Origin of the sequence: Limobrevibacterium gyesilva (genome assembly GCF_025989185.1) — a bacterium.
Lineage (GTDB): Bacteria > Pseudomonadota > Alphaproteobacteria > Acetobacterales > Acetobacteraceae > Limobrevibacterium > Limobrevibacterium gyesilva.
Window position 1 is genome coordinate 1 of record NZ_JAPDNT010000020.1, and the last position, 21724, is coordinate 21724.

The 21724-nt window shown below is 69.2% G+C and carries 24 protein-coding genes; 10 read left to right on the forward strand and 14 right to left on the reverse strand.

Translation table 11 applies throughout. The features are described 5' to 3' along the window. From OL599_RS18075 to cysE, 3 genes are all read right to left on the reverse strand, one after another. The coding region (locus OL599_RS18075) for a cysteine desulfurase family protein (RefSeq protein WP_264715269.1) at nucleotides 1–797 on the reverse strand (797 nt) is incomplete at its 3' end. Next, nucleotides 794–1276, reverse strand: coding sequence for an Rrf2 family transcriptional regulator (locus OL599_RS18080; protein WP_264715270.1), 483 nt, complete (start codon nucleotides 1274–1276; stop codon nucleotides 794–796). The genes OL599_RS18080 and OL599_RS18075, both read right to left, overlap by 4 nt. A 3-nt stretch (nucleotides 1277–1279) precedes the next feature. Continuing rightward, on the reverse strand, nucleotides 1280–1969 hold the full coding sequence (gene cysE, locus OL599_RS18085; RefSeq protein WP_264715271.1) for a serine O-acetyltransferase: 690 nt from the start codon (nucleotides 1967–1969) through the stop codon (nucleotides 1280–1282). Between the two features lie 419 nt (nucleotides 1970–2388). Between cysE and OL599_RS18090 the strand changes: the two genes are divergently transcribed. Further along, a complete protein-coding gene (locus tag OL599_RS18090) occupies nucleotides 2389–3054 on the forward strand; it encodes an alpha/beta hydrolase (protein WP_264715272.1) in 666 nt (221 codons plus the stop codon). Nucleotides 3055–3130: 76 nt separating this feature from the next. On the opposite strand, the gene OL599_RS18095 is transcribed toward OL599_RS18090, so the two are convergent. Further along, complete coding sequence (locus OL599_RS18095; RefSeq protein WP_264715354.1) at nucleotides 3131–4195, reverse strand: anhydro-N-acetylmuramic acid kinase; 1065 nt, start codon at nucleotides 4193–4195, stop codon at nucleotides 3131–3133. Between the two features lie 61 nt (nucleotides 4196–4256). Here OL599_RS18095 and tyrS point away from each other — a divergent pair, with 61 nt between their 5' ends. Continuing rightward, a complete protein-coding gene (gene tyrS, locus OL599_RS18100; RefSeq protein WP_264715273.1) occupies nucleotides 4257–5501 on the forward strand; it encodes a tyrosine--tRNA ligase in 1245 nt (414 codons plus the stop codon). Nucleotides 5502–5507: 6 nt separating this feature from the next. Here the strand turns inward: tyrS and OL599_RS18105 are convergent, their stop codons facing one another. From OL599_RS18105 to OL599_RS18130, 6 genes are all read right to left on the reverse strand, one after another. Then, nucleotides 5508–6296 carry a haloacid dehalogenase type II gene (locus tag OL599_RS18105; RefSeq protein ID WP_264715274.1) on the reverse strand — a complete coding sequence of 263 codons (789 nt, stop codon included), beginning with the start codon at nucleotides 6294–6296 and terminating at the stop codon, nucleotides 5508–5510. A gap of 7 nt (nucleotides 6297–6303) precedes the next feature. Next, nucleotides 6304–7542, reverse strand: a complete 1239-nt coding sequence (locus OL599_RS18110; RefSeq protein ID WP_264715275.1) for a CaiB/BaiF CoA transferase family protein — start codon at nucleotides 7540–7542, stop codon at nucleotides 6304–6306. Further along, on the reverse strand, nucleotides 7542–8303 hold the full coding sequence (locus OL599_RS18115; RefSeq protein ID WP_264715276.1) for a CoA-transferase: 762 nt from the start codon (nucleotides 8301–8303) through the stop codon (nucleotides 7542–7544). The genes OL599_RS18110 and OL599_RS18115 overlap by 1 nt, the downstream gene beginning before the upstream one ends. Then, complete coding sequence (locus OL599_RS18120; protein ID WP_264715277.1) at nucleotides 8300–9124, reverse strand: CoA transferase; 825 nt, start codon at nucleotides 9122–9124, stop codon at nucleotides 8300–8302. The genes OL599_RS18115 and OL599_RS18120 overlap by 4 nt, the downstream gene beginning before the upstream one ends. A gap of 16 nt (nucleotides 9125–9140) precedes the next feature. After that, entirely contained in the window at nucleotides 9141–9839 is a 699-nt protein-coding gene (locus tag OL599_RS18125) for a dienelactone hydrolase family protein (protein ID WP_264715278.1), read from the reverse strand. A gap of 88 nt (nucleotides 9840–9927) precedes the next feature. Continuing rightward, nucleotides 9928–11058 carry a type III PLP-dependent enzyme gene (locus OL599_RS18130; RefSeq protein ID WP_264715279.1) on the reverse strand — a complete coding sequence of 377 codons (1131 nt, stop codon included), beginning with the start codon at nucleotides 11056–11058 and terminating at the stop codon, nucleotides 9928–9930. Nucleotides 11059–11373: 315 nt separating this feature from the next. Here OL599_RS18130 and OL599_RS18135 point away from each other — a divergent pair, with 315 nt between their 5' ends. Then, nucleotides 11374–12267, forward strand: coding sequence for a YihY/virulence factor BrkB family protein (locus tag OL599_RS18135; RefSeq protein ID WP_264715280.1), 894 nt, complete (start codon nucleotides 11374–11376; stop codon nucleotides 12265–12267). On the opposite strand, the gene OL599_RS18140 is transcribed toward OL599_RS18135, so the two are convergent. Continuing rightward, nucleotides 12248–13060, reverse strand: coding sequence for a thiazole synthase (locus OL599_RS18140; protein WP_264715281.1), 813 nt, complete (start codon nucleotides 13058–13060; stop codon nucleotides 12248–12250). The genes OL599_RS18135 and OL599_RS18140 overlap by 20 nt on opposite strands. Nucleotide 13061: 1 nt before the next feature. Further along, nucleotides 13062–13274 (reverse strand): sulfur carrier protein ThiS, encoded by a 213-nt coding sequence (gene thiS, locus OL599_RS18145; protein WP_264715282.1) that lies wholly within the window; start codon nucleotides 13272–13274, stop codon nucleotides 13062–13064. A 143-nt stretch (nucleotides 13275–13417) separates the two neighbouring features. Between thiS and aroQ the strand changes: the two genes are divergently transcribed. From aroQ to aat, 4 genes are read left to right on the forward strand one after another with little or no spacing between them, the layout of a single operon-like run. Further along, nucleotides 13418–13876 (forward strand): type II 3-dehydroquinate dehydratase, encoded by a 459-nt coding sequence (gene aroQ / locus OL599_RS18150; RefSeq protein ID WP_264715283.1) that lies wholly within the window; start codon nucleotides 13418–13420, stop codon nucleotides 13874–13876. Then, nucleotides 13873–14322, forward strand: coding sequence for an acetyl-CoA carboxylase biotin carboxyl carrier protein (locus OL599_RS18155; protein WP_264715285.1), 450 nt, complete (start codon nucleotides 13873–13875; stop codon nucleotides 14320–14322). The genes aroQ and OL599_RS18155 overlap by 4 nt, the downstream gene beginning before the upstream one ends. A gap of 4 nt (nucleotides 14323–14326) precedes the next feature. After that, nucleotides 14327–15667, forward strand: coding sequence for an acetyl-CoA carboxylase biotin carboxylase subunit (accC, locus tag OL599_RS18160; protein WP_264715286.1), 1341 nt, complete (start codon nucleotides 14327–14329; stop codon nucleotides 15665–15667). Between the two features lie 46 nt (nucleotides 15668–15713). Continuing rightward, the gene (gene aat / locus OL599_RS18165; protein ID WP_264715287.1) at nucleotides 15714–16427 is read left to right on the forward strand and encodes a leucyl/phenylalanyl-tRNA--protein transferase; all 714 of its coding nucleotides are present in this window, start codon (nucleotides 15714–15716) and stop codon (nucleotides 16425–16427) included. Between the two features lie 123 nt (nucleotides 16428–16550). Here aat and OL599_RS18170 read toward each other — a convergent pair whose 3' ends face one another. Then, a complete protein-coding gene (locus OL599_RS18170; RefSeq protein WP_264715288.1) occupies nucleotides 16551–17861 on the reverse strand; it encodes an O-antigen ligase family protein in 1311 nt (436 codons plus the stop codon). A 246-nt stretch (nucleotides 17862–18107) separates the two neighbouring features. On the opposite strand from OL599_RS18170, the gene OL599_RS18175 reads away from it, so the two are divergent. Further along, a complete protein-coding gene (locus OL599_RS18175; protein WP_264715289.1) occupies nucleotides 18108–18968 on the forward strand; it encodes a protein-methionine-sulfoxide reductase heme-binding subunit MsrQ in 861 nt (286 codons plus the stop codon). 173 nt (nucleotides 18969–19141) lie between these two features. Here OL599_RS18175 and OL599_RS18180 read toward each other — a convergent pair whose 3' ends face one another. After that, nucleotides 19142–20059 carry a LysR family transcriptional regulator gene (locus OL599_RS18180; protein ID WP_264715290.1) on the reverse strand — a complete coding sequence of 306 codons (918 nt, stop codon included), beginning with the start codon at nucleotides 20057–20059 and terminating at the stop codon, nucleotides 19142–19144. 134 nt (nucleotides 20060–20193) lie between these two features. Here OL599_RS18180 and OL599_RS18185 point away from each other — a divergent pair, with 134 nt between their 5' ends. Next, the gene (locus tag OL599_RS18185; protein ID WP_264715291.1) at nucleotides 20194–20589 is read left to right on the forward strand and encodes a (R)-mandelonitrile lyase; all 396 of its coding nucleotides are present in this window, start codon (nucleotides 20194–20196) and stop codon (nucleotides 20587–20589) included. Nucleotides 20590–20624: 35 nt separating this feature from the next. Further along, nucleotides 20625–21614 (forward strand): aldo/keto reductase, encoded by a 990-nt coding sequence (locus tag OL599_RS18190; protein WP_264715292.1) that lies wholly within the window; start codon nucleotides 20625–20627, stop codon nucleotides 21612–21614. The last annotated feature ends 110 nt before the right edge of the window (nucleotides 21615–21724 follow it).

The following is a 21724-nucleotide window of genomic DNA, read 5'->3' on the forward strand; positions in this document are numbered from 1 at the left end:
GCGATCGGCACGGCGCCGCCGGCGATGGCGGCCTGCATGATCGCGTCGCGCAAGGCGGCCAGCGCGTCGCCGGGGGAAGCGGCCAGCGCCGCTGCGGCGAAACCCGCGATGGCCGGCAGCGGCGGCGTGCCGCCGCGGCGTCCCCGCTCCTGGCCGCCCCCGACGATCAGCGGGCGGAGCCGGGCCGAAGCCTCAGGGGACAGCAGCAGCGCCCCGGCCCCGGCGGGGCCGCCAAGCTTGTGCGACGACAGCGCCATGCTGGCGGCGCCGAGGCCGGCGAAATCGACGCCGACGCGCCCGGCGGCCTGGACCGCGTCGACATGCAGCAGCGCGCCGGCGGCCCGGCACAACGCGGCGGCCTCGGCGACGGGCTGGAGCGTGCCGGTTTCGTTGTTCGCCAGCATCAGGCTGACCAGCGCCGGGCCCTCGGCCAGCAGCGCCTCCAGGGCGGCGAGGTCGGCGACGCCGGAGCGGTCCACCGGCAGGATGGCCGCACCGGGGGCAGCGGCGCGCACCGCGTCGTGCTCGGTCGCGCCCACGATCAGGCGGCGGCCCTGCCCCAAGGCATGGATCGCCAGCGCGTCCGCCTCGGTGCCGCCGGAGGTGAAGACGAGATCGGCCGGCCGGCCGCCGAAGCGCCCGGCGATGGTCTCGCGCGCATCCTCCAGCACCCGGCGGGCGGCGCGGCCGGCGGCGTGGACGGATGACGGGTTGCCGGTGAGGTCGAGCGCCGCCAGCACCGCGGCACGCGCCTCGGGGCGCACGGGCTCGGTGGCGTTTGCGTCCAGATACGTCATGTCGTCGGCTCCGGCAGGCGGGCCGGCTCAGTGCCGGTCCGGGTCAGGGCGCGGCCCACGACCCGCCCCTCGACGACGTCCGCAACGCTGATCGAGGCCAGGAACAGGTGGATCTGCCGCCCCAGTTCGCTCCACAGGTCGTGGGTGGCGCAGACCATACGCTCGCCCTGCGAGTCGCGCAGGCAGCCGATCTCGCCCTCGGTGCAGCGGGTCGCCCGCATCGGCTCGTCCACCGCCTCGACGATATCGGCGATGGTCATGATGTCCGCCGGGCGGGCCAGCCGGTAGCCGCCGCCGGGACCGCGCGCGGAGGTGACAAGCCCGGCCCGGCGCAGCCCGCCGAAGAGCTGTTCGAGGTAGCACAGGCTGAGCTGCTGCCGTCCGGCGATGTCCGCAAGAGTCACCGGGTGCGCCGCGTCGCGGCAGGCAAGCTCGACCATGGCCATCACCGCATAGCGGCCCCGCGTGGACAGATGCATCCCCTAACCCTCCGCCTGTTGATCCATGTCCGCTGCCCGGGATTGGACCATGCGGGCCACCCGTGCCTCGAACGCGGCAAGTTCGGCACGCATCCCGTCGATGTCCCGCAGCAGCGGATCCAGCACGCCTTCGGCCGGCGTGCCATACGCATCGAAAGAAGGGCGGTCGCGCCCGGGCCGGCGCTCGACCGGCCGGGCCGGAATCCCCACGACAGTGGTGCCGGCCGGCACCGCCGCAAGCACGACCGCATTCGACCCGATCCGGGCGTTGTCGCCGACCGTGATGGCGCCCAGGATCTTCGCGCCGGCACCGATGATGACGTTGTTGCCGATGGTCGGGTGTCGCTTGCCGCGGGCCAGCGACGTGCCGCCCAGCGTCACCTGGTGGTACAGGTAGACGTCATCGCCGATCTCGGCCGTCTCCCCGATCACCACGCCCATGCCGTGGTCGATGATCACGCGCCGGCCGATGCGCGCGGCCGGGTGGATCTCGATCCCGGTCAGGAAGCGGCCGAAATGGGAGAACAATCGCGCGCACAGGTACAGGCGCCACCGCCACATGGCGTGGGCCAGCCGATGCCAGATCAGGGCGTGCAGGCCGGGGTAGCACAGCAGCACCTCGAGATCGGAGCGCGCGGCCGGATCCTTTTCGCGGTACGCCCGGATCGTCTCCCGCAAAAACATGAACGCCATGCGACATTTCCGTTATGAAAGATCGGGCCGCCGACATATATTCCGGCGGCTTCGGATGTGGCGACCCCGCCCGAAGCAATTCAAGGGCGATATGGGGTCGCACGTCGTCAGTTGGAACGGTACGCACAGACGGTTCTGGTCGGAACGGGGGGTATCCCCGCGGCATCGGTATCACCCGGCGCCGCGCGCAGCCTAGGCATTCCCTATCTGGTGGAAGAAGAATCAGTGCCGGGGATGGTTTGCAAGGGAGTGGCACCCTATCTCGTGCTGATCGGCAGATGGTCCGGAGGTCATCAGGGTGGTCTTGACCACGTATGTTGCCCGGGAGTCTGCGGACAGCAGGCGCCAGCCGCCGTGCATGGGTCTTCAGCCCGGCCATATTCGGCCCGGAGCGAACAGGAAACGGATTTCGAATCATCATGCCTGAGGTCATGTTCGCCGGCCCTGATGGCCGGTTGGAAGGTCGCTACCATCATTCGAAGGAGACCGGCGCGCCGCTCGCACTGATCCTGCATCCGCACCCGCTCCATGGCGGGACGATGAACAACCGCATTTCCTACACGATGTATCAGTCCTTCCAGCGGCTGGGCTTCTCCGTGATGCGGTTCAACTTCCGCGGGGTCGGGCGCAGCCAGGGTCGCTATGACGGCGGCATCGGCGAGATCGGCGATGCCGCGGCGGCACTGGACTGGATGCAGGCGGTGAACCCGAATTCCGGCGGCCTGTGGATTTCCGGCTACTCGTTCGGCGCGTTCATCGGCATGCAGCTGCTGATGCGCCGCCCGGAGATCTCCGGCTGGGTGAGCGTGGCGCCGCCCGCGAACCACTACGATTTCGGCTTCCTGGCGCCCTGCCCCTGCGGCGGGCTGATGCTGCACGGCGATTCCGACGAGCTGGTGCCCGAGCCGGCGGTGCGCAAGCTGGTGGACAAGCTGAACACCCAGAAGGGCGTGCAGGTCGACTACCGCATCTTCGCCGGCGCCGACCACGTCTTCGCCAGCCACGCCGACCATGTCTCCGACGCGGTCGAGGATTATGTGAAGAAGACGATGGCGCGCAGGACGATGGCGCTCGCCGCCGACTGACGCGCCGGCGGATCGGCGACCGACAGCGAGGCCCTGGAACCGTCGGTTCCGGGGCTTCTGTCATTCTGGCCGTCGGTCAGGGTGCGACGATCACTCCGCCCGGCAGGGCGCGGGGGGCCCCGGTGGTGCCGGGATAGCTGAGCGGCAGCCCCGCTCGCACCCGCACGGCCAGGAAGCCGAAGCACTGCGCCTCCAGCGCGTCGCCGTCCCAGCCGACCGCCTCGACCGGCTCCACCGGCACATGCAGCCGCTTGTGCAGGGCTGCCATGATCGTGGGATTGTGCCGCCCGCCGCCGGTGACGAGCCAGCGCCGCACCGGCCCCGGCAGCAGCGCGCTCGCCGCCGCCTGGGCGGTGAAGGCAACCAGTGTCGCGGCACCGTCGGCGGGCGAGAGGCCGTCCACCCCGCTGGCCGCCAGCGCCCGGCCGAAATCCAGCCGGTCCAGTGATTTCGGCGCCGGCCGGGCGAAATACGGATGCGCCAGCAGCCGCGCCAGCACCGCCGCATCCACCTGCCCTTCGGCGGACAGGGCGCCGTCCTGGTCCACGCCCTGGTTGGTGTGGCGCGCCGCCCAGTCGTCCAGCGGGCCGTTGCCGGGGCCGGTATCGAACGCCAGCAATCCGCCATGGGCGCCGACCCAGGTGACATTGGCGACGCCGCCGATGTTCAGCACCGCGAGTGGCCGCTCCAGGTCCTGCGCCAGGGCGGCATGATAGACGGGCACCAGCGGCGCGCCCTCGCCGCCCGCGGCCACGTCGGCCGAGCGGAAATCATGGGCGACCGGCGTCGCCGTCTCCCGCGCCAGCATCGCGGCATCGCCGATCTGCCAGGTCCGGCGCTGCTGCGGCTGGTGCAGGATGGTCTGGCCGTGGAAGCCGATGATGTCGGCGGGCCGGCCGATCGCCCGCACCGCCTCCACATGGCGCTGCGTCAGCCGCGCGATGACGTCGGCGAGGAACGGATCGGCGGGGTCGAGCGTGGGCGCGAGGTCGAGCAGCCGGCGCAGATCGGCCCGCAGGATGGCATCATAAGGCAGCGTCAAGGCAGGCCCGAAGCCGCCGATCCGCTCGCCGTCCGTCTCCAGCCAGGCCGCATCGACGCCGTCCAGTGACGTGCCGCTCATCAGCCCGATCGCACGCAGCATTTTCATGCGGCCCCTCCCTGTGCTAGCCCCACGCCTCCGACCACCGGGACCAAGGCCGATGTCCAGCAACGAATTCCTGCGCGAAGCCACCGAACGCGGCTTCCTCTTCCAGTGCACCGACGCCGAGGGCCTCGACGCGGCCCTGCGGGAGGCGGTCGTGTCGGGGTATATCGGCTTCGACTGCACCGCGGACAGCCTGCATGTCGGCAGCCTGGTGCAGATCATGCTGCTGCGCCTGATGCAGCGCCACGGCCACCGGCCGGTGGTGCTGATGGGCGGCGGCACCACGCGCATCGGCGACCCGTCCGGCAAGGACGAATCCCGCCAGTTGCTGACCGACGCGCAGATCGCCGCCAACATGGCCGGCATCCGCCGCTGCTTCGACCCGTTCCTGACCTTCGGCGACGGGCCCACCGACGCGATCATGCCCAACAACGCGGATTGGCTGGATCGCCTGGGCTACATCCCGCTGCTGCGCGATGTCGGCGTCCATTTCACCATCAACCGGATGCTCGGCTTCGATTCCGTGAAGCTGCGGCTGGACCGTGAGCAGCCGCTGACCTTCCTCGAATTCAACTACATGATCCTGCAGAGCTACGACTTCCGCGAGCTGTGGCGGCGCCACGGCGTGATGCTGCAGATGGGCGGGCGGGACCAGTGGGGCAACATCGTCTCCGGCGTGGACCTGGTGCGCCGGACCGAGGGCAAGACCGTGTTCGGCCTGACCACCCCGCTGATCACCACCGCGTCCGGCGCCAAGATGGGCAAGACCGCCCAGGGCGCGGTGTGGCTGACCGCCGACCGGATGCCGGTGTTCGACTACTGGCAGTTCTGGCGCAACACCGAGGACGCAGATGTCGGCCGGTTCCTGCGCCTGTTCACCGACCTGGCGCTGGACGAGATCGCCCGGCTGGAACGCCTGGGCGGGGCCGAGATCAACGAGGCCAAGAAGATCCTGGCCACCGAGGCGACCGCCCTCGCCCATGGCCGGGCCGCCGCCGAACAAGCGGCCGAAGCCGCGCGCCGCACCTTCGAGGCCGGCGAGGCCGCCGACACCCTGCCCCGCGTGACCGTGCCGGCAAGCGAACTCGCCGACGGCGGCATCGCGGCCTTCCGCCTGTTCACGCTGGCCGGGCTCGCCGCCAGCAACGCCGAGGCCCGCCGCCTGATCCGCGGCGGCGGCGCGCGCCTGAACGACGCGGCGGTGCAGGACGAAGGCCACATGGTCGGCGAAGCCGAGCTGCGCGCGGGCATCAAGGTCTCCGCCGGCCGCAAGCATCATCGGCTGCTGCAGGTGGCGTAAGGGCCGTCAGGTCCCCATCCGGCCCGCGAGGTCACCGATATCGGCGGCGACGACGTCCCAGTCGCTGTCGGCGGCGAAGTCGCGGCTTTGCAGCGGGCCGTATTCGGTGGGCCGGGGGAAGAAGCAGGTCTGCAGCCCGCAGGCCCGGGCGGCCTTCAGGTCGTTGTTGTGCGCGGCGGCCATCATCACCTCCGCCGGCGGCAGGCCCAGCAGGCGGCAGGCCCCCAGATAGGCTTCCGGGTCGGGCTTGTAGTGGCCGAACAGCTCGGTCGAGCACACCATGTCCCAGGGCAGCCCCGCCGCCTTGGCCATGTTCACGAGCAGCGCGACATTGCCGTTCGACAGCGGGCCGATGACGTAACGGGTCCTGAGGCGCTGCAGGCCGGGCACCGAATCCGGCCAGGGCCGCAAGCGGTGCCAGCCACGGTTGATGTGGTCGAGATCGGCTTCGGACAGGCCGGCGATGCCGAACCGTAGCACCAGCTTGTTCAACGTGGCGCGGTGCAGGTCATCGAGGATCGTCCAGGGCAGCTCCCCGCTGCGCACGCGGTCCATCGACGGCGCATAGGCCCCCCGCCAGGCATCGACGAGCCCGGCCCAGTCGGCGGTCAGCCCGCGCGAACGGCCCCAGGCGGTCAGGTCGCCGATCAGGCTGCCGCGCCAATCGACGACGGTGCCGAAGGTGTCGAACAGGATGGCCTTGACGGCGGGAACCGGCTGCGCTTGGTCCCCCCGCCTACCGAGGAAGATGTTTTGGCGGCGCCTTGATCTGGCGGGAACCGGCTGCGCTTGCACCCCCCGCCTACCGCTTACGTGCCGTATGCAGCACGCCGCCCTGTTTCAGCGCGGCGATCTCGGCGTCGCTGTAGCCGTGCTGGGCCAGCACGGCGTCGGCGTGCTCGCTGAACGCCGGCGGCTTGCGGCGGGTCCCGCCGGGGGTGCGGGACAGCTTGATGGGCGTGCCCAGGCCACGATAGTCGTCGAGCTCCGTCACCATCTCCCGCGCCGCCGTGTGCTCCGCCGCCATCGCCTCGTCCACGAACAGCACCGGGCCGGCGGGCAGGCCGGTTTGCAGCAGGCGGCGGGTCAGCGCATGGCCATCCTGGTCAGCGAAGGCGGCTTCGAGCTGCTCGGTCAGCGCCGCGCGGTTGACCAGGCGGTCGCCGTTGGTGAGGAACCGCGGATCGCTGCTGAGCTCCGGCCGACCCACCGCCTCGCACAGCTTGCGGAACTGGCCGTCATTGCCGGAGGCGATGAAGATCTCGCAGGTCTTCGTCTTGTATTTCTCGTACGGCGCGATGTTCGGATGCGGGTTGCCCATGGGCATCGGCCGCTTGTTGTTCAGAAAGTAGTTGGCGGCCTGCGGATGCAGCAGCGCCATGCCGCAATCGTGCAAGGTCATGTCCACGTACTGGCCACGGCCGGAGCGGTGGCGCTCCTGCACCGCCATCAGGATGCCGACCGCGGCATACAGGCCGGTGGCGAGATCGACGACCGGCGTGCCCATGCGCATCGGGCCCGTGCTCGGGTCGCCGTTGATGCTCATCAGCCCGGTCATGGCCTGCAGGATCGCGTCGTAGCCGGGCAGGCCGCCGAGCGGACCGTGCCCGCCGAAGCCGGACACGCGGCAATGGATCAGCCCGGGGAAGCGCGGCGCCAGGTCCTGCTCGTAGCCGAGCCCCCATTTCTCCATGGCACCCGGCTTGAAGTTCTCGATCAGGACGTCCGCGCCCTCCAGCAGGCGCAGCAGCACCGCCCGGCCCTCCGGCTTGCCGAGGTCGAGCGCGATGGAGCGCTTGTTGCGGTTCACGCCGATGAAATAGCTGGCGTCGTCGCCCAGGAAGGGCGGGCCCCAGTCGCGCACCTCGTCGCCCTGGGGCGGCTCGATCTTGATCACGTCCGCCCCGTGGTCGGACAGGATCATGGTGCAATAGGGGCCGCCGAGCACGCGGGTGAGGTCGATCACCTTCATCCCGGCCAGTGCGCCCGGCGAGGCGGCGAGCCCCTTGCCCCGGGTCTCGGGCTTCAGCGGTGCGTCCATCAGGCGGCTCTCCCAGCAAGGCCGGTCCGGTTCCAGACGCGGCGGCAGAATTCAGGATAGGTTTCCAGCATCTCGTCACACACCGGACCGCGCAGCAGGGCAAGCTCGGCCGCACTCGGGTCCGCCGTGACCGGGGCGGAGGCGCCGTCATAGGCGAAGCCGGTGGCGTCGCGGACGGTTTCGGCGGTCTCGCCGGGGTGGATGGACGCCAGCGAGAAGCGCGCGGATGCGGCGTCGAAGGCGAACACGCATTTCCCCGTCACCAGCGCCTGCGCGGTGCCGCGGCGGAACACGCCGGGGGGCGAGACGCCGGGGGCGGAGACGATGTCCACCCGTGGCACCAGCACACGCTGCGAGTGCTCCTCGCGGAACAGGATGGTGCGCGGCGTCATGAAATACATGAAGGCCGAGCCGAAGCTGCCGGGGAAGCGCGCGGCCCGGCCAGGCCAGTCGCCGGTGCCGATCAGGTTCAGGTTGGCCTGCCCGTCGATCTGGCCGCCGCCCAGGAAGAACAGGTCGATGCGGCCCTGGCCGGCCAGGTCGAACAGCTCGCGCGTGCCTTCGGTGAACGGGTTGCCGGTGGGGCGGTGCAGCAGCGACAGCCGCACGGGATGGCCGAGCTTCTTCACCAGCCAGCACGCCGCCGCCGGGATCGGGCTCGCGGCACCCACGGCGATGTGGCGGGCGGGCGGCGCCGCCGGGTCCAGGATCAGGCGGGCGATGGCGCCGATGAGGCGTTCCTGCGGATGCACGTCGCTCATGCCGCGGCGTCCGCGCGCGGGGCGGTCACGTATTGCGCCAGATAGGCCCGGAACCCGTCCTCGGTGCGGGCCATGCGCGCGTATTCGGCGATATGGGCGGCGTCGAAGCGGTACTCGTCCAGCAGGCCGATCGGCCAGGCGCCGCGTTCGGCCACGGCGACGGCCTCGACATAGATGCCGTTGATGGTGCCCGGCGCCAGGCGTTCGTCCTCCAGCAGGTTGCCGTCCACCATCCGCTCCACCGTGACCAGCACCCGGCGGGAGGCATGGGCGATGGTCGCCAGCTCGCGCCGGCGCCCGACATAGACGTTGCCGTGCGCATCGGCGCAGACGGCGTGGAAGGCGGCGATGTCGGGCGCGAGCGCCGGCAGCAGCAGGATCGGGTCGCCGGTTTCGGCGAAAGGATTGTCCATCACCTTCCAGTCCGGCCGGTGCGCCAAGACGTCGCTGCCGATGACGCCGCGCAGGGGCATGAACGGCACGCCCTTCTCCGCCGCCTGCAGCATGGTGTGGATCGCCGGGCAGGTGGCGTCGATCACCTCGATCGTGCCCGCCGCCACCGCCGCGGAGAAGCGCGGCGCCATGCCGGCCTCGCCGAGCGTCACCGCGCTGGTCTGCACCGACGCCACGCAGCCGGCGCCGATCAGCAGGTCGGTGGCGTAGCCGGACACCGGCACGCCCAGCAGGCGCAGCCCGCGCACGCCGCGGCGCACCAGCGCGCGGGCGAAGGCCGCCGGCGAGAGGGAGTTGTCGGGCGGCAGCGCCATCAGCGCCCCATCCGGGACGAGGGCGGCGAGCGCATCCAGTTCGAGCGGATTCATCGGAAACTCCAGCGTGTCAGCCGAGGGCCGCGACCAGGGCCTCGGCGCTGCGGCCATTGGCGATCCAGGCGGACCGCCCGTCCCAGTGCACGCCGCCCACGCGGGCGAAGGCATGGTTGGCGTTCGGGTAGACATGGGTGGCGACGGTCTTGTTGCCCTTTGCCGCCTCGATCACCTTCGCCTGGCCTTCCGGCGGAAAATACTCGTCCTTCCCGGCGATATGGACCAGCAGCGGCTTCGTCACCTTGCCGATGTCGCCGATCAGCCCGTCCAGCCCGACGCCGTAATAGGAGATGTTGACGTCAGCGTCGGATTGCTCGGCCATCATGAACGCGAGCCGCCCGCCCAGGCAGTAGCCCATGGTGCCGGCGCGGCCGTTGCAGCCCGGCAGCTTGCGCGCGGCGGCCAGCGTCGCCTTCAGGTCGCCGATGCCCTTGGCGGCATCGAACGCCTGCATCAGCGCGAACGCCTTCTGCCACTCCTCCGGCGTCTTGTCGGTCAGGTCCACGTTGCGCTCGATGCGCCAGAACAGGTCCGGCACCACCACGAGGAAGCCGAGATCGGCAACCTGGGCGGCGGTTTCGCGCATGGACTGGTTGACGCCGAAGATCTCCTGGATCAGCACCACCGCGCCGGCCGGCTTGTTCTTCGGCTCCACGAGATAGGCGTCGAAGCTGCCGGCGCCGTCGGGCGCGGCGATCTGGATGGTTGCCATGGCTCGGTTTCCCCCGCTCGGTTGTCCGCGGAACCATAGCGTCGTTGGCGGCGCGGACCAGGGGGGCTCTGCCCCCCTGGCGCCAATGTCAGATGTAATGCTCGGCCAGCGGCGCGAAGCCGTTGAAGCGCTGGCTGGCATAGGTGGTCACGTAGGCGCCGGTGGACAGCAGCTCCACGCGGTCGCCCGAGGCCAGGGCCATCGGCAGCCGGTAGTTGCTGCGCTCGTACATGATGTCGGCGCCGTCGCAGGTCGGCCCCGCGATCGCCACCGGGCCGGTTTCGCCGCCGTCATGCGGCGTGGTAATGCGGTACTTGATCGCCTCGCCTTCGGTCTCCGCCAGCCCGCCGAAGCGGCCGATGTCGAGATAGACCCAGCGGATCGGGTCGTCCTTCACCCGGCGGCAGACCAGCACCACCTCGGCGCTCACCACGCCGGCGTCGCCGACCACGAAGCGGCCGGGCTCGATCACGATCTCCGGCAGCGCGTTGCCGAAATGCCCGGTCATGGCCTGCATGATCGCGGTGGCGAAGCGGTCGATCCCCGGCACCTCGTCGCGGTAGCGGGTCGGGAAGCCGCCGCCCAGGTTGATCATGCGCAGGTTCACGCCGGCATCGCGCAGGTCGGTGAACAGCATGGCGACCTTGCCGATCGCCGCCTCGTAGGCCGCGGTGCTGGTCTGCTGGCTGCCGACATGAAACGACAGCCCGTACGGGTCCAGCCCCATCTCGCCGGCGCGCAGCATCAGCTCGCGCGCGGTCTCGACGTCGGTGCCGAACTTGCGCGACAGCGGCCAGTCGGCACCCGCGTTCTCGACCAGGATGCGGCAATAGACGCGGCTGCCCGGCGCATGGCGCGCAAGCTTCTCCAGTTCCTCGGCCGAATCGAAGGCGAACATGGTCACCCCGGCGGCATGCGCGCGCCGGATGGCCGAGGCCTTCTTGATGGTGTTGCCGTAGCTGACGCAGGCGGGGGTGGCGCCGGCCTCCAGGCACGCCTCCACCTCTTCGATGCCGGCGGCGTCGAAGCTGCTGCCCAGGCGCACCAGGCGCTCCAGGACCGGCCGGGCCGGATTGGCCTTCACGGCATAATAGATGCTGGCCAGCGGAAGGGCCGCGCGCAACGCGCGGAAATTGCTTTCCACGCGATCGATGTCGAGCACCAGGCACGGCGTGGCCGGCTGCTGCTCAGCAAGGTAACGTGCGACCTTCGGAGTCATCGCGCGTGGCCTCCCTGGATGATGCGCCCGCCTGTGAAGGCGACGGGTGCAGATTGCGAAACGGTCGAACGAACCAGCGACCAGACGATTGCCAGAACGCTTGACGTCGTTGCGTAACCCGGTCGGGACGACCGTTGGGGGCCAGAGGCACGTGCGTTGCTGCGTGGGGGGCCCACATAGGACCCCCACCCCCCCGGCGCAAGAAGATTTTTCGGGCAACGGGCAACACATGTTCCAGTGTCGCGTTACGATGTGCCAACCCATTGGCAATCCACGCGGGATTCGCCCGCTTCCTGCCGGGCGACGGAGGGACGGATGGGCGGATCGCTGAACGCATGGCGCAAGCTGCGCCCGCGCATCGCCGGCTGGTGGCGGACGCTGTACCCCACGCTCGACCGCCTGCAGAGCCATCGCACCAGCCTCGCCGCGGCCGGCTGCGCCTTCTACGCGACGCTGGCGCTGTTTCCGGCCATCAGCATGCTCGTGTCGCTGTACGGGCTGATGTTCAACCCACAGACGGTCGAGCCCCAGCTGGAGCTGCTGCGGCCCCTGCTGCCGCCCGAGGCGTATCAGCTGATCGCACGGGGATTGCATGCCTTGGTGTCGCAGCCGGGCCGCTCGCTGGGCCTCAGCCTGGCGATCGGCGCCGGAGTGGCGCTCTGGAGCGCTTCCACCGGCACCAAGTCGGTGATCGCGGCCCTCAACCTTGCCTATGAGGAGACGGAGCGACGCGGGATCCTGCTGTTCCAGTTCATCGGGCTGGTGATGACGCTGGCGGCGATCCTGGGGGCGGTGTTGGCGGTGGCCCTGCTGGTGGCGCTCCCGGCAGTGGCCTCGTTTGTCGGCCTTCCGCCACATGCCGGCTGGCTGCTGCGCCTGGCGCCGCTGGGCGTGATGATGCTGTTCGTCTCCGCGAGCTTCGCCGCCCTCTACCGGTTCGGCCCATCCCGCCGGCCCGGGCGCACGTACCGCATCCTGCCGGGCACCGCGCTGGCCACGCTGCTCTGGCTCGGCGCCTCGGCGCTGTTTTCGATCTACGCCGCGGATATCGTCAGCTTTGACGCCACCTATGGCCCGCTGGGCGCCGTGGCCGGCGTGATGCTGTGGTTCTGGGTGTCGGCCTATGCCGTGCTGGCCGGGGCGGAGCTGAACTCCGCCCTGGAGCTGCAGGCCGAGCGGCGGGAGAGCGTCAGCGGATCAGTCCGGTAAGCGGGCTCGACGGGTCGGCGCCCATGCGCCGCGGCATCCGGCCGGCGAGATGGCACAGCCGCCCGGACTCCACCGCCAGCTTCATCGCCCGCGCCATCCGGACCGGGTCCTTGGCATGCGCGATGGCCGAATTGAGCAGCACCGCCGTGCAGCCCAGCTCCATGGCGATGGCGGCATCGGACGCGGTACCCACGCCGGCATCCACCAGCAGCGGCACTTTCGTCTGCTCGATCAGCATGGAGATCATCGCCGGGTTCTGGATGCCCAGGCCCGAGCCGATCGGCGCGCCCAGCGGCATGATGGCCACGCAGCCCATGTCCTCCAGCCGCTTCGCCGCCACCGGATCGTCGGAGCAATAGACCATCACCTCGAACCCGTCCTTGAGCAGCGCCTCCGCCGCCTCGAAGGTCGCGGCCATGTCCGGGTACAGATGCGGCGGCGGGCCCAGGACCTCCAGCTTCACCAGGTTCCAGCCGCCGGCCTCGCGGGCCAGGCGCAGGGTGCGGACCGCATCCCTGGCGGTGTGGCAGCCGGCGGTGTTGGGCAGGTAGGTGTATTTCTTGGGATCGACGTAATCCTGCAGCATCGGCGCGTTGGGGTCGGACAGGTTCACCCGGCGCACGGCCACGGTGACCATCTCGGCCCCGCTCGCCTCGATCGCCGCCGCGGTCTCCTCCAGGTCCTTGTACTTGCCGGTGCCGACCACCAGGCGCGAGCGGAAATTCCGCCCCGCGACGGTCCAGACATCCTCGGCGCCCGCAACGAGCGCAGCCGTTCCAGTGATGCCGTCCATGTCAGCCTCCACCGATAAAATGCACGATTTCCAACGAATCGCCCGACTCCAGCCAGGTCTGTGGATAGGCCGACCGGGGCACGATCTCCTCGTTGCGCTCGACCGCGACCTTGCGCGTGTCGAGCCCGATGCGCGCAAGCAGGCCCGCGACCGTCAGCGGCGTCTCGAAGGCCCGGTGTTCTCCGTTCAGGGTCAGGGTCAGTGCGTCGTCCATGTGACCACTATGGGCATCCCTGCCGCCGTGAACAAGAAAGCCCCGCCGCGCATTCTGCCGGCGCGGCGGGCGGATCTGCGCCGCGCGCCCGGCAGCGATGGGCGCATTGAAGCGACACGGTCCGACATGCTAGGCGACAGCACATGTCGACACCCCCCCTGCCGCTGATCGCCGTGCTGAACGGGCCCAACATGAACATGTTGGGTCTGCGGCAGCCGCATGTGTACGGCCGCGCCACCCTCGACGATGTCGAGGCGTTGTGCGCCGAAACCGCCGAGGAGCTCGGACTGGCCATCGATTTCCGCCAGACCAACGGCGAAGGCGAGCTGGTGTCCTGGGTGCAGGAATGCCGCGGGCGGGCGGCCGGCATCGTGATCAACCCCGCCGGCTACACCACCACCTCGATCGCGCTGATGGACGCGCTGCTGGCCAGCGAGCTGCCGGTGATCGAGGTGCACGTGACCAACATCCATCGCCGCGAGGAGTTCCGCCAGCACTCCTACGTCTCCAAGGCCGCCGTCGGCGTCATCTGCGGCCTGGGTGTCACCGGATATGCCCTGGCGCTGACGGCCATGGCCGAACTGCTGGAGGAGCGCCCGTGACGTCACTTCCCTTCGACGCCGAGGCCGTGCGGTCGCTGGCGGTCATCCTTGCCGACACCGGCCTGACCGAGATCGAGATCGAGGGCAAGGAAGGCCGGATCCGCGTGGTCCGCGCCCCCGCGCCCGTGGCCGCGGCGACCGTGGCGGTGGCGCCGGTGGCGGCTGCCGCCGTGCCCGTGCCGGTGGCGGCAGAGCCGGACGACGCATCGCATCCCGGCGCCGTGCTCAGCCCCATGGTCGGCATCGCCTATCTGGCGCCCGAGCCTGGGGCGCAGCCCTTCGTCGCGTCCGGGCAGGCGGTCACGGCCGGGCAGACCCTGCTGCTGATCGAGGCGATGAAGACCTTCAACCAGATCAAGGCCCCGAAGGACGGCGTCGTCACCCGCATCCTGGTGACCGCCGGCGCGCCAGTGGAATATGGTCAGCCGCTGATGATCCTGGAATAGCCGCTTGTTCCAGAAGATCCTCATCGCCAACCGCGGCGAGATCGCGCTGCGCATCCAGCGCGCCTGCCGCGAGCTTGGCATCCCCACCGTCGCCGTCCATTCCACCGCCGATGCCGAGGCGATGCATGTGCGCCTGGCCGACGAGAGCGTGTGCATCGGCCCGCCGCCGGCACGCGATTCCTATCTGAACGTGCCCGCGCTGCTGTCGGCCGCCAGCATCACCGGCGCCGACGCGATCCATCCGGGCTACGGCTTCCTGTCCGAGAATGCCGCCTTCGCCGACATGGTGGAGGCGCATGGCCTGACCTTCATCGGCCCGTCCGCCGCGCATATCCGCATGATGGGCGACAAGATCGCCGCCAAGTCCGCCATGGCGTCGCTGGGCGTGCCGCTGGTCCCCGGCTCCGACGGCGAGGTGGCCGACATGGACGAGGCGGCGCGGGTTGCCGCCCGCATCGGCTATCCCGTGCTGATCAAGGCGGCCGCCGGCGGTGGCGGGCGCGGCATGAAGGTCGCGAGCAGCGCCGACGGGCTGGAGGAGGCATGGCGCGTCGCCCGCGCCGAGGCCCGCGCCGCCTTCGGCAACGACGCGGTCTATATCGAGAAATACCTCGACCGCCCGCGCCATATCGAGCTGCAGATCCTGGCCGACAGCCACGGCAACGTGGTCCATTTCGGCGAGCGCGACTGCAGCCTGCAGCGCCGCCACCAGAAGCTGCTGGAAGAGGCCGGCTCGCCGGCGCTCACCGCCGCGGCGCGCGACGCCCTGGGGGCGACCGTCACCGCCGCGCTGTCGCAGCTGGGCTACCGCAACGCCGGCACGCTCGAATTCCTCTACCAGGACGGGCAGTTCGCGTTCATCGAGATGAACACCCGCCTGCAGGTGGAGCACCCGGTGACCGAGATGGTCTGCGGGGTGGACCTGGTGCGCGAGCAGATCCGCATCGCCGCCGGCCAGGACCTCGGCTACACCCAGTCCGACGTGACCTTCACCGGCCACGCGATCGAGTGCCGGATCACCGCGGAAGACCCGGAAACCTTCACCCCGACCCCCGGCCGCGTCACCGCGTTCCACGCCCCGGGCGGGCTTGGGGTGCGCGTGGATTCGGCCCTCTACGCCGGGTATGTCGTGCCGCCCTACTACGACAGCATGATCGCCAAGCTGATCGTGCATGCCCCCAGCCGCGCCGAAGCGATCGCACGGCTGCGGCGCAGCTTGGCGGAGTTCGCGGTGGTCGGCATCAAGACCACCCTGCCGCTGCACCAGCGCATCGTCGAGGACCCGCAATTCCAGGCGGGCGACTATACGATCCACTGGCTCGAGCGCTTCGTCGCGGCGACGTAATCCCGCGGCCATAGCCCCGCGGCCTGGATTTCGGCAAACTGCCCCCATGTCGCAACGATCCTTCGAGATCACGCCGGAACTGATGCTGCGTGCCTACCGGGCCGGGCTGTTCCCCATGGCTGAGACCCGCCGCAGCGACCGCCTCTACTGGCTCGACCCGGAAATGCGCGGCGTGCTGCCGCTGGAGGGCTTCCACCTGCCGCGCCGGCTGCGGCGCACGGTGCTGTCCGGCACGTTCGAGGTCGCGGTGGACCGTGACTTCCGCGCCGTCATCGCCGGCTGCGCCGCAGCGTCCCCGGGCCGCGAGGACACCTGGATCAACCCGCAGATCGAGCATTTGTTCACGCAACTGCATGTCCTGGGCCATGCGCACTCGGTGGAGTGCCGGCAGGGCGGCAGGCTGGTCGGCGGCCTGTACGGCGTTGCCGTCGGCGGGGCGTTCTTCGGCGAGAGCATGTTCAGCCGCGCCCGGGACGCCTCGAAGGTGGCGCTCGTCCACCTGGTCGCACGGCTGCGCCTGGGGGGATTCCGCCTTCTCGACACCCAGTTCGTCACCGAGCACCTGACCCAGTTCGGCGCCGTCGAAATCCCGCGCGACACCTACAAGTCACTGCTCGTCCGCGCCGTCGACCTGCCGGCGCACTGGCTGCATGACGTCGCCACCACCGCGCTGGAAGCGGAGTTCCAGGCGCTGGCGGGAGAGGGGAAGAACGCGCAGCCGGGGCTCCGTCCGTGGCATGGCGGCGCGCAACGCACCTAGTGTCCTGAATCTGAAGTTCGCATAGGTGGCGAACTTCAGATTCAGGACACTAGCCCTTTGTTTTCTGTGGCCTGCTGGCCCCTGCGTCCGCCGCAAGATGCGGCGAACTTCGGGGGCAGGACACTAGCGCAATGCCAAGGGGCGTGATCGCGGTGCCGCGGGCGTCGGGCCGATCCGCGCCTCCGCGACAAGGCAGAGCGCCACCACGAACCAGAAGATCGGAACGCGGACGACCAGGTTGGTCAGACTGAAGACCCCGAGTCCGCACAGCAGCGCGGTGAGCCCGGCGACCCGGGCCCGGTAGGAGACGGCGAAGGCCGTCGCCATCAGCCAGACGAAGCCCAGGACGGCAATGACACCCCCCTGGGTGAAGAGATCGAGCGGCGTGTTATGGGCCTCGAAGTTCGGCATGCCGTTCGGCGTCGGGTGATCGCCGGTGTCCAGACCCGGCTCGGTCTGCCGTGCCGTCACGATGGACGACGGAATTGGCAGATGTGGTCCTGGCCCCAGGCCGAGCATCCCGGCCTCGATCCCCCGGCTGATGGCTTCGCGCCAGAGCTCAAGCCGCGTGTCGGCCTCCGCCGCGGCCTCCTTGCCGCCGTTCTTCATCAATCCCATGGCCAGGCTCTGCGAGTCGGCGACGGCGGAAAGGCCGAACGGGACGAGCGAGGCCAGCAGCAACGGCGCGGTGGTGACGGCGAGCAGCGCGACCCTGGGCCGCAGCATCATCTTCCGCTCTCGCGAGACGAGCCAGACCCGCATCTTGATGGCAAGAAAGACCGGCCCGGCCGCCATGAGCGCGAACGTGAACGTGTCCGTCTTCGTCGCCCGGCCAATGAAGAGCGGCGGAATCGCGCACGCCACGGCGCCGATCCACTCCCCGCGCCGCGTTGCCGTGTCGGCCAGATGCAGCGCCAGAAGCACGAGCACCGCGCACAGCAGCGCCAGCTGGTTCGGGTTGTTGGACCAGCCCCGGAACCGGTCCCCGAACCAGGGGTCGATGATCGGGAGGTCGACCAGCCCCCAGGCTCCGGCAAGCTGCGGCGTGAGCAACGCGGCCCCGAGCGCCAACAGGATCCAGCCGACCCGGTGCAAACGCGCGCCGGCATCGAGCCCTGCCACGCTCAGGCAACTGACGGCTGCCACGAGCGGATAGGCCATGACGTCGTGCAGGAACCAGACGGGATCGTGAACGTCCTGGATCGCAAGGGCGGTCAGCGTGCCCAGCGTCTCGGCGAAGGCGAACAGCGCCCAGAAGATCAACATCCGCGACAGCGGGATCGTCAGCGGCGGACCGAGACGGGCCACCTCGCGGACCAACGCCAACAGAACCCAGATCACCAGGCACATCTCGCCAGGCCCGATCGGCAGGCCGCCGAGCCGGAATTGGGAGGCCATCGTCAGAAGAAGGCCCAGCGCCAGCAGCGCATCCAACGCGATCTGTCCTCTTGAACGGGAATCCCCGGAGGCCTGGTCTTCCGGCGACCACATTCGGCCTCCTGGAGCGTCCAAGGCAACGAAACTTGCAATGAAGTGATGGTCGGGGGCGGCGAAAGCGGGCTTTGGACCGGCGCCTTGGCCCTGCGTGCTGTTCCTGCCGCCGCGGGCCTGTAACGTGCATCCGCCGTGGTGTGTCAGACGTAACGTGCGTGCCCGGTTGGTGGCGGTTAGGGTGGGGAAATGCGGATCACTTCGCTTTGGCGCGATCACGGCGGGCGCTTCTCGGCCCTGAAGGCGACGACGCTGGTGCTGGTGTTGTGGCCGGGGCTGACGCTGGCCGCGCGCTGGGCCATGCAGGACCTCGGCGGCCGGCCGATCACCGAGGTGATCCATGGCCTTGGCGACTGGACCGTCCGCTTCCTGCTGATCACGCTTGCGGTCACGCCGGCGCGCGCGGTGCTGGACTGGCCGCGCGTGGTGCTGCTGCGGCGCATGCTCGGCGTCACCACCGCCTGCTATGCCGCCGCGCACCTGACCCTCTATTGCGTTGACCAGAAATGGCACTTGCTGACGGTCGCCAGCGAGATCGCGCTGCGGTTCTACCTCACCATCGGCTTCGTCGCGATGACCGGGCTGTTCGTGCTGGCGGCCACGTCGACGGATGGCTGGCAAAAGCGGCTCGGGCGCAACTGGAAGAAGCTGCACCGGGTGGTGTTCGCGCTGGCCGTGCTGGCGCTGTTCCACTATTTCCTGCAGGCGAAATCCGACGTGACCGCCGCGGTGTTCGCGGCCGGCCTGTACTTCTGGCTGATGCTGTGGCGCCTGGCCCCCAGACGGTGGCAGACGAAGCTGTGGCTGCTGCCGGCGCTCGCGGTGGCCGCCGCCGTGCTCACGGCCGGCATCGAGACCGCATGGTACGGGTTGGCGACCGGAGCGAACGCGCAGCGCGTGCTGCTGGCGAACCTCGATGTCACCTTCGGCCCGCGGCCGGCGGTCGAGGTGCTGCTCGCCGGCGCCGCCGTCTTCGTGCTGGCCGCCTTGCGCCGGGCATTCCGGCGCCGCCAGCCCACGCTGGTGCGGGCGGCGCGCCGGGCCGCCTGATACAAGCGGCCCTTGATGATGACCGCTCCATCATCAGCGGACATCAGCGACGCCCGGCGCTTTCAGTCCGAGCGCCTCAGCCGCATCGAAGGGGTCCAGAACGCCAAGACGGATGTGCCCAGCCAGACGGCAAGGCAGGCGGTGGCACTGCCGGTATAGGCGTGGCGCAGAAGTCAGCGTTTTTGCACCGCCCGGCGAGCATCGCGGAAACGAAGCGCATCGACGAGCAGGGCGAAGGCTCGCGTGGGTTGTCGGCGGCTTGGGTAATAGAGATGGTAGCCTGAAAAAGACGAACACCAATCGGCAAGGACCCGGATGAGCCGTCCGTCGGCAAGCTGCGCCCGCACTTGATCCTCGGGCATGTATGCCAGCCCCAACCCGGCCAGCGCCGCGTTCAGTCTCAGGGCGATGTTGTTGAACACCAACTGCCCTTCGACCCGCACCTTCAGCTCGCGCTCGCCTTTCTTGAACTCCCAGGCGTAGAGCCCGCCATAGGTCGGCAGACGGAGATTGATGCAGCTGTGGTCGGTCAGGTCCTCCGGCGTCTGCGGCTTTGCCCGTCGGGTGAAATAGGAAGGCGCACCGACGACGGCCATGCGCATGTCCGGCCCGATGCGCACCGCGACCATATCCCTCGCCACCTGCTCGCCGAGGCGGATGCCGGCGTCATAGCGCGCGGCGACGATATCCGTCAGGCCATAGTCGATGATGACCTCCACGCTGACGTCGGGGTAGTCAGGCAGGAGCTTCGCCAGGACAGGCCAGAGGATCGCCTCGGCCGCGTGCTCGCCGGTCGTAATGCGGATGGTGCCGGCAGGCCTCTCCCGCAGTTCGCTCAGCGCGGCCAACGCCGCGTCGATCTCATCGAACCTGGGGCCCACGGTCCGGAGCAGGCGCTCGCCCGCCTCGGTCGGCGCGACGCTGCGTGTGGTGCGGGTCAGGAGCCTGAGGCCGAGCCGGGCTTCCAGGCCTCGGATGGTGTGGCTCAACGCCGACTGAGAGACGCCGAGCTTGGCGGCTGCCCTGGTAAAACTCCGCTCCCTCGCGACCGCAAGGAAGGCGAGGAGGTCGTTCACGTTTTCCCGGACCATTCGTGAATCTGTCTCATAGGTCTATGCGCATTTTGTCATCTAATCGCATATCGCCGGAAATGCTAAATAGCGATCCACCCGCTGATGGAAAATCAGAAGTCCATCCAGAGCTCAGAGACGCAATAGGGTAGAAAATGGAAATAAAGAGAAGTGGTTCACGTCCTTCAGACAAAGGACCGGCGGAGTATTTTACCGGAGCGGTGCGTATTGATCCGCTGTTCAGCCCGCCCGATCCGGCCCGTGTTGCGGGCGCCCTGGTCACCTTCGAGCCCGGCGCGCGCACGGCGTGGCATACCCATCCGTTCGGTCAGACCCTGATCGTCACGTCCGGCTGCGGCTGGGCCCAACGCGAAGGCGGGTCAATCGAGGAAATCCGGCCGGGTGACGTGGTCTGGTTTGCGCCCGGCGAGAAGCATTGGCACGGGGCGACGGCGACCACGGCCATGAGCCATATCGCCATCCAGGAGAAGCTCAACGGCTCGGCCGTCGACTGGATGGAAAAGGTCAGCGACGAACAATACCGATCCTGACGTCCCACTGATTCTCCATTCATAGAGAAGAACACATGCAAAAGCGCAAACTTGGCAGCAACGGCCTGGAGGTTTCGGCCATCGGCCTCGGCTGCATGGGACTGAGCTATGGCTATGGTCCGGCCACGGATACGCAGGAGGCGATCAAACTGATCCGCTCGGCCTTCGAGCATGGCGTCACATTCTTTGACACTGCCGAGGCCTATGGTCCCTACAAGAACGAGGAGCTTCTCGGCGAAGCTCTTGCGCCTGTCCGCGCGCAGGTCGTGATCGCAACGAAGTTTGGCTTCGAATTCGATGCGAGCGGCGGGCAGAGTGGCACGAATAGCCGGCCGGAGCACATCAAGCGGGTCGCCGAGGCCTCGCTCAAGCGGCTCAAGACCGATGTCATCGACCTCCTCTATCAGCACCGCGTCGATCCGAACGTGCCGATCGAGGACGTTGCCGGCGCGGTCAAGGAGCTGATCCAGGCAGGCAAGGTCAGGCACTTCGGATTGTCCGAAGCCGGCGTGCAGACGATCCGGCGCGCTCATGCGGTTCAGCCGGTCACGGCCCTTCAGAGTGAATACTCCCTGTGGTGGCGGCAGCCGGAGGCGGAGGTCCTGCCGACGCTCGCGGAACTCGGGATCGGCTTCGTCCCCTTCAGCCCGCTGGGCAAAGGCTTCCTCACAGGCGCGATCACCGAGAACACGACGTTCGACAGCAAAGACTTCCGCAACATCGTTCCCCGCTTCACGCCCGAGGCTCGAAAGGCGAACCAGGCACTGGTTGATCGGCTCGGCGAAATCGCGGCCCGGAAGCAGGTGACCTCCGCCCAGATCGCAATCGCCTGGCTGCTGGCGCAGAAGCCGTGGATCGTGCCGATCCCCGGCACCACGAAGTTGCACCGTCTCGCGGAGAACCTCGCAGCGGCCGCCGTCGAACTGACGCCCGGCGATCTGCGCGACATCGACGGCGCGCTCTCCAACATCACCGTACAAGGGGATCGTTATCCCCCGAACCTGGCGCAATTGGTCGGTCGCTGACCGCAGAAGAGGAGGCCGACGTTCAGAGAATGAGAGTTGCGAGCCGCCCATGGGCAGCTTCGCCTTTGGTCAGTTGTTGCATGCCTGAAGACCGGTGCCAGGGCCGATTC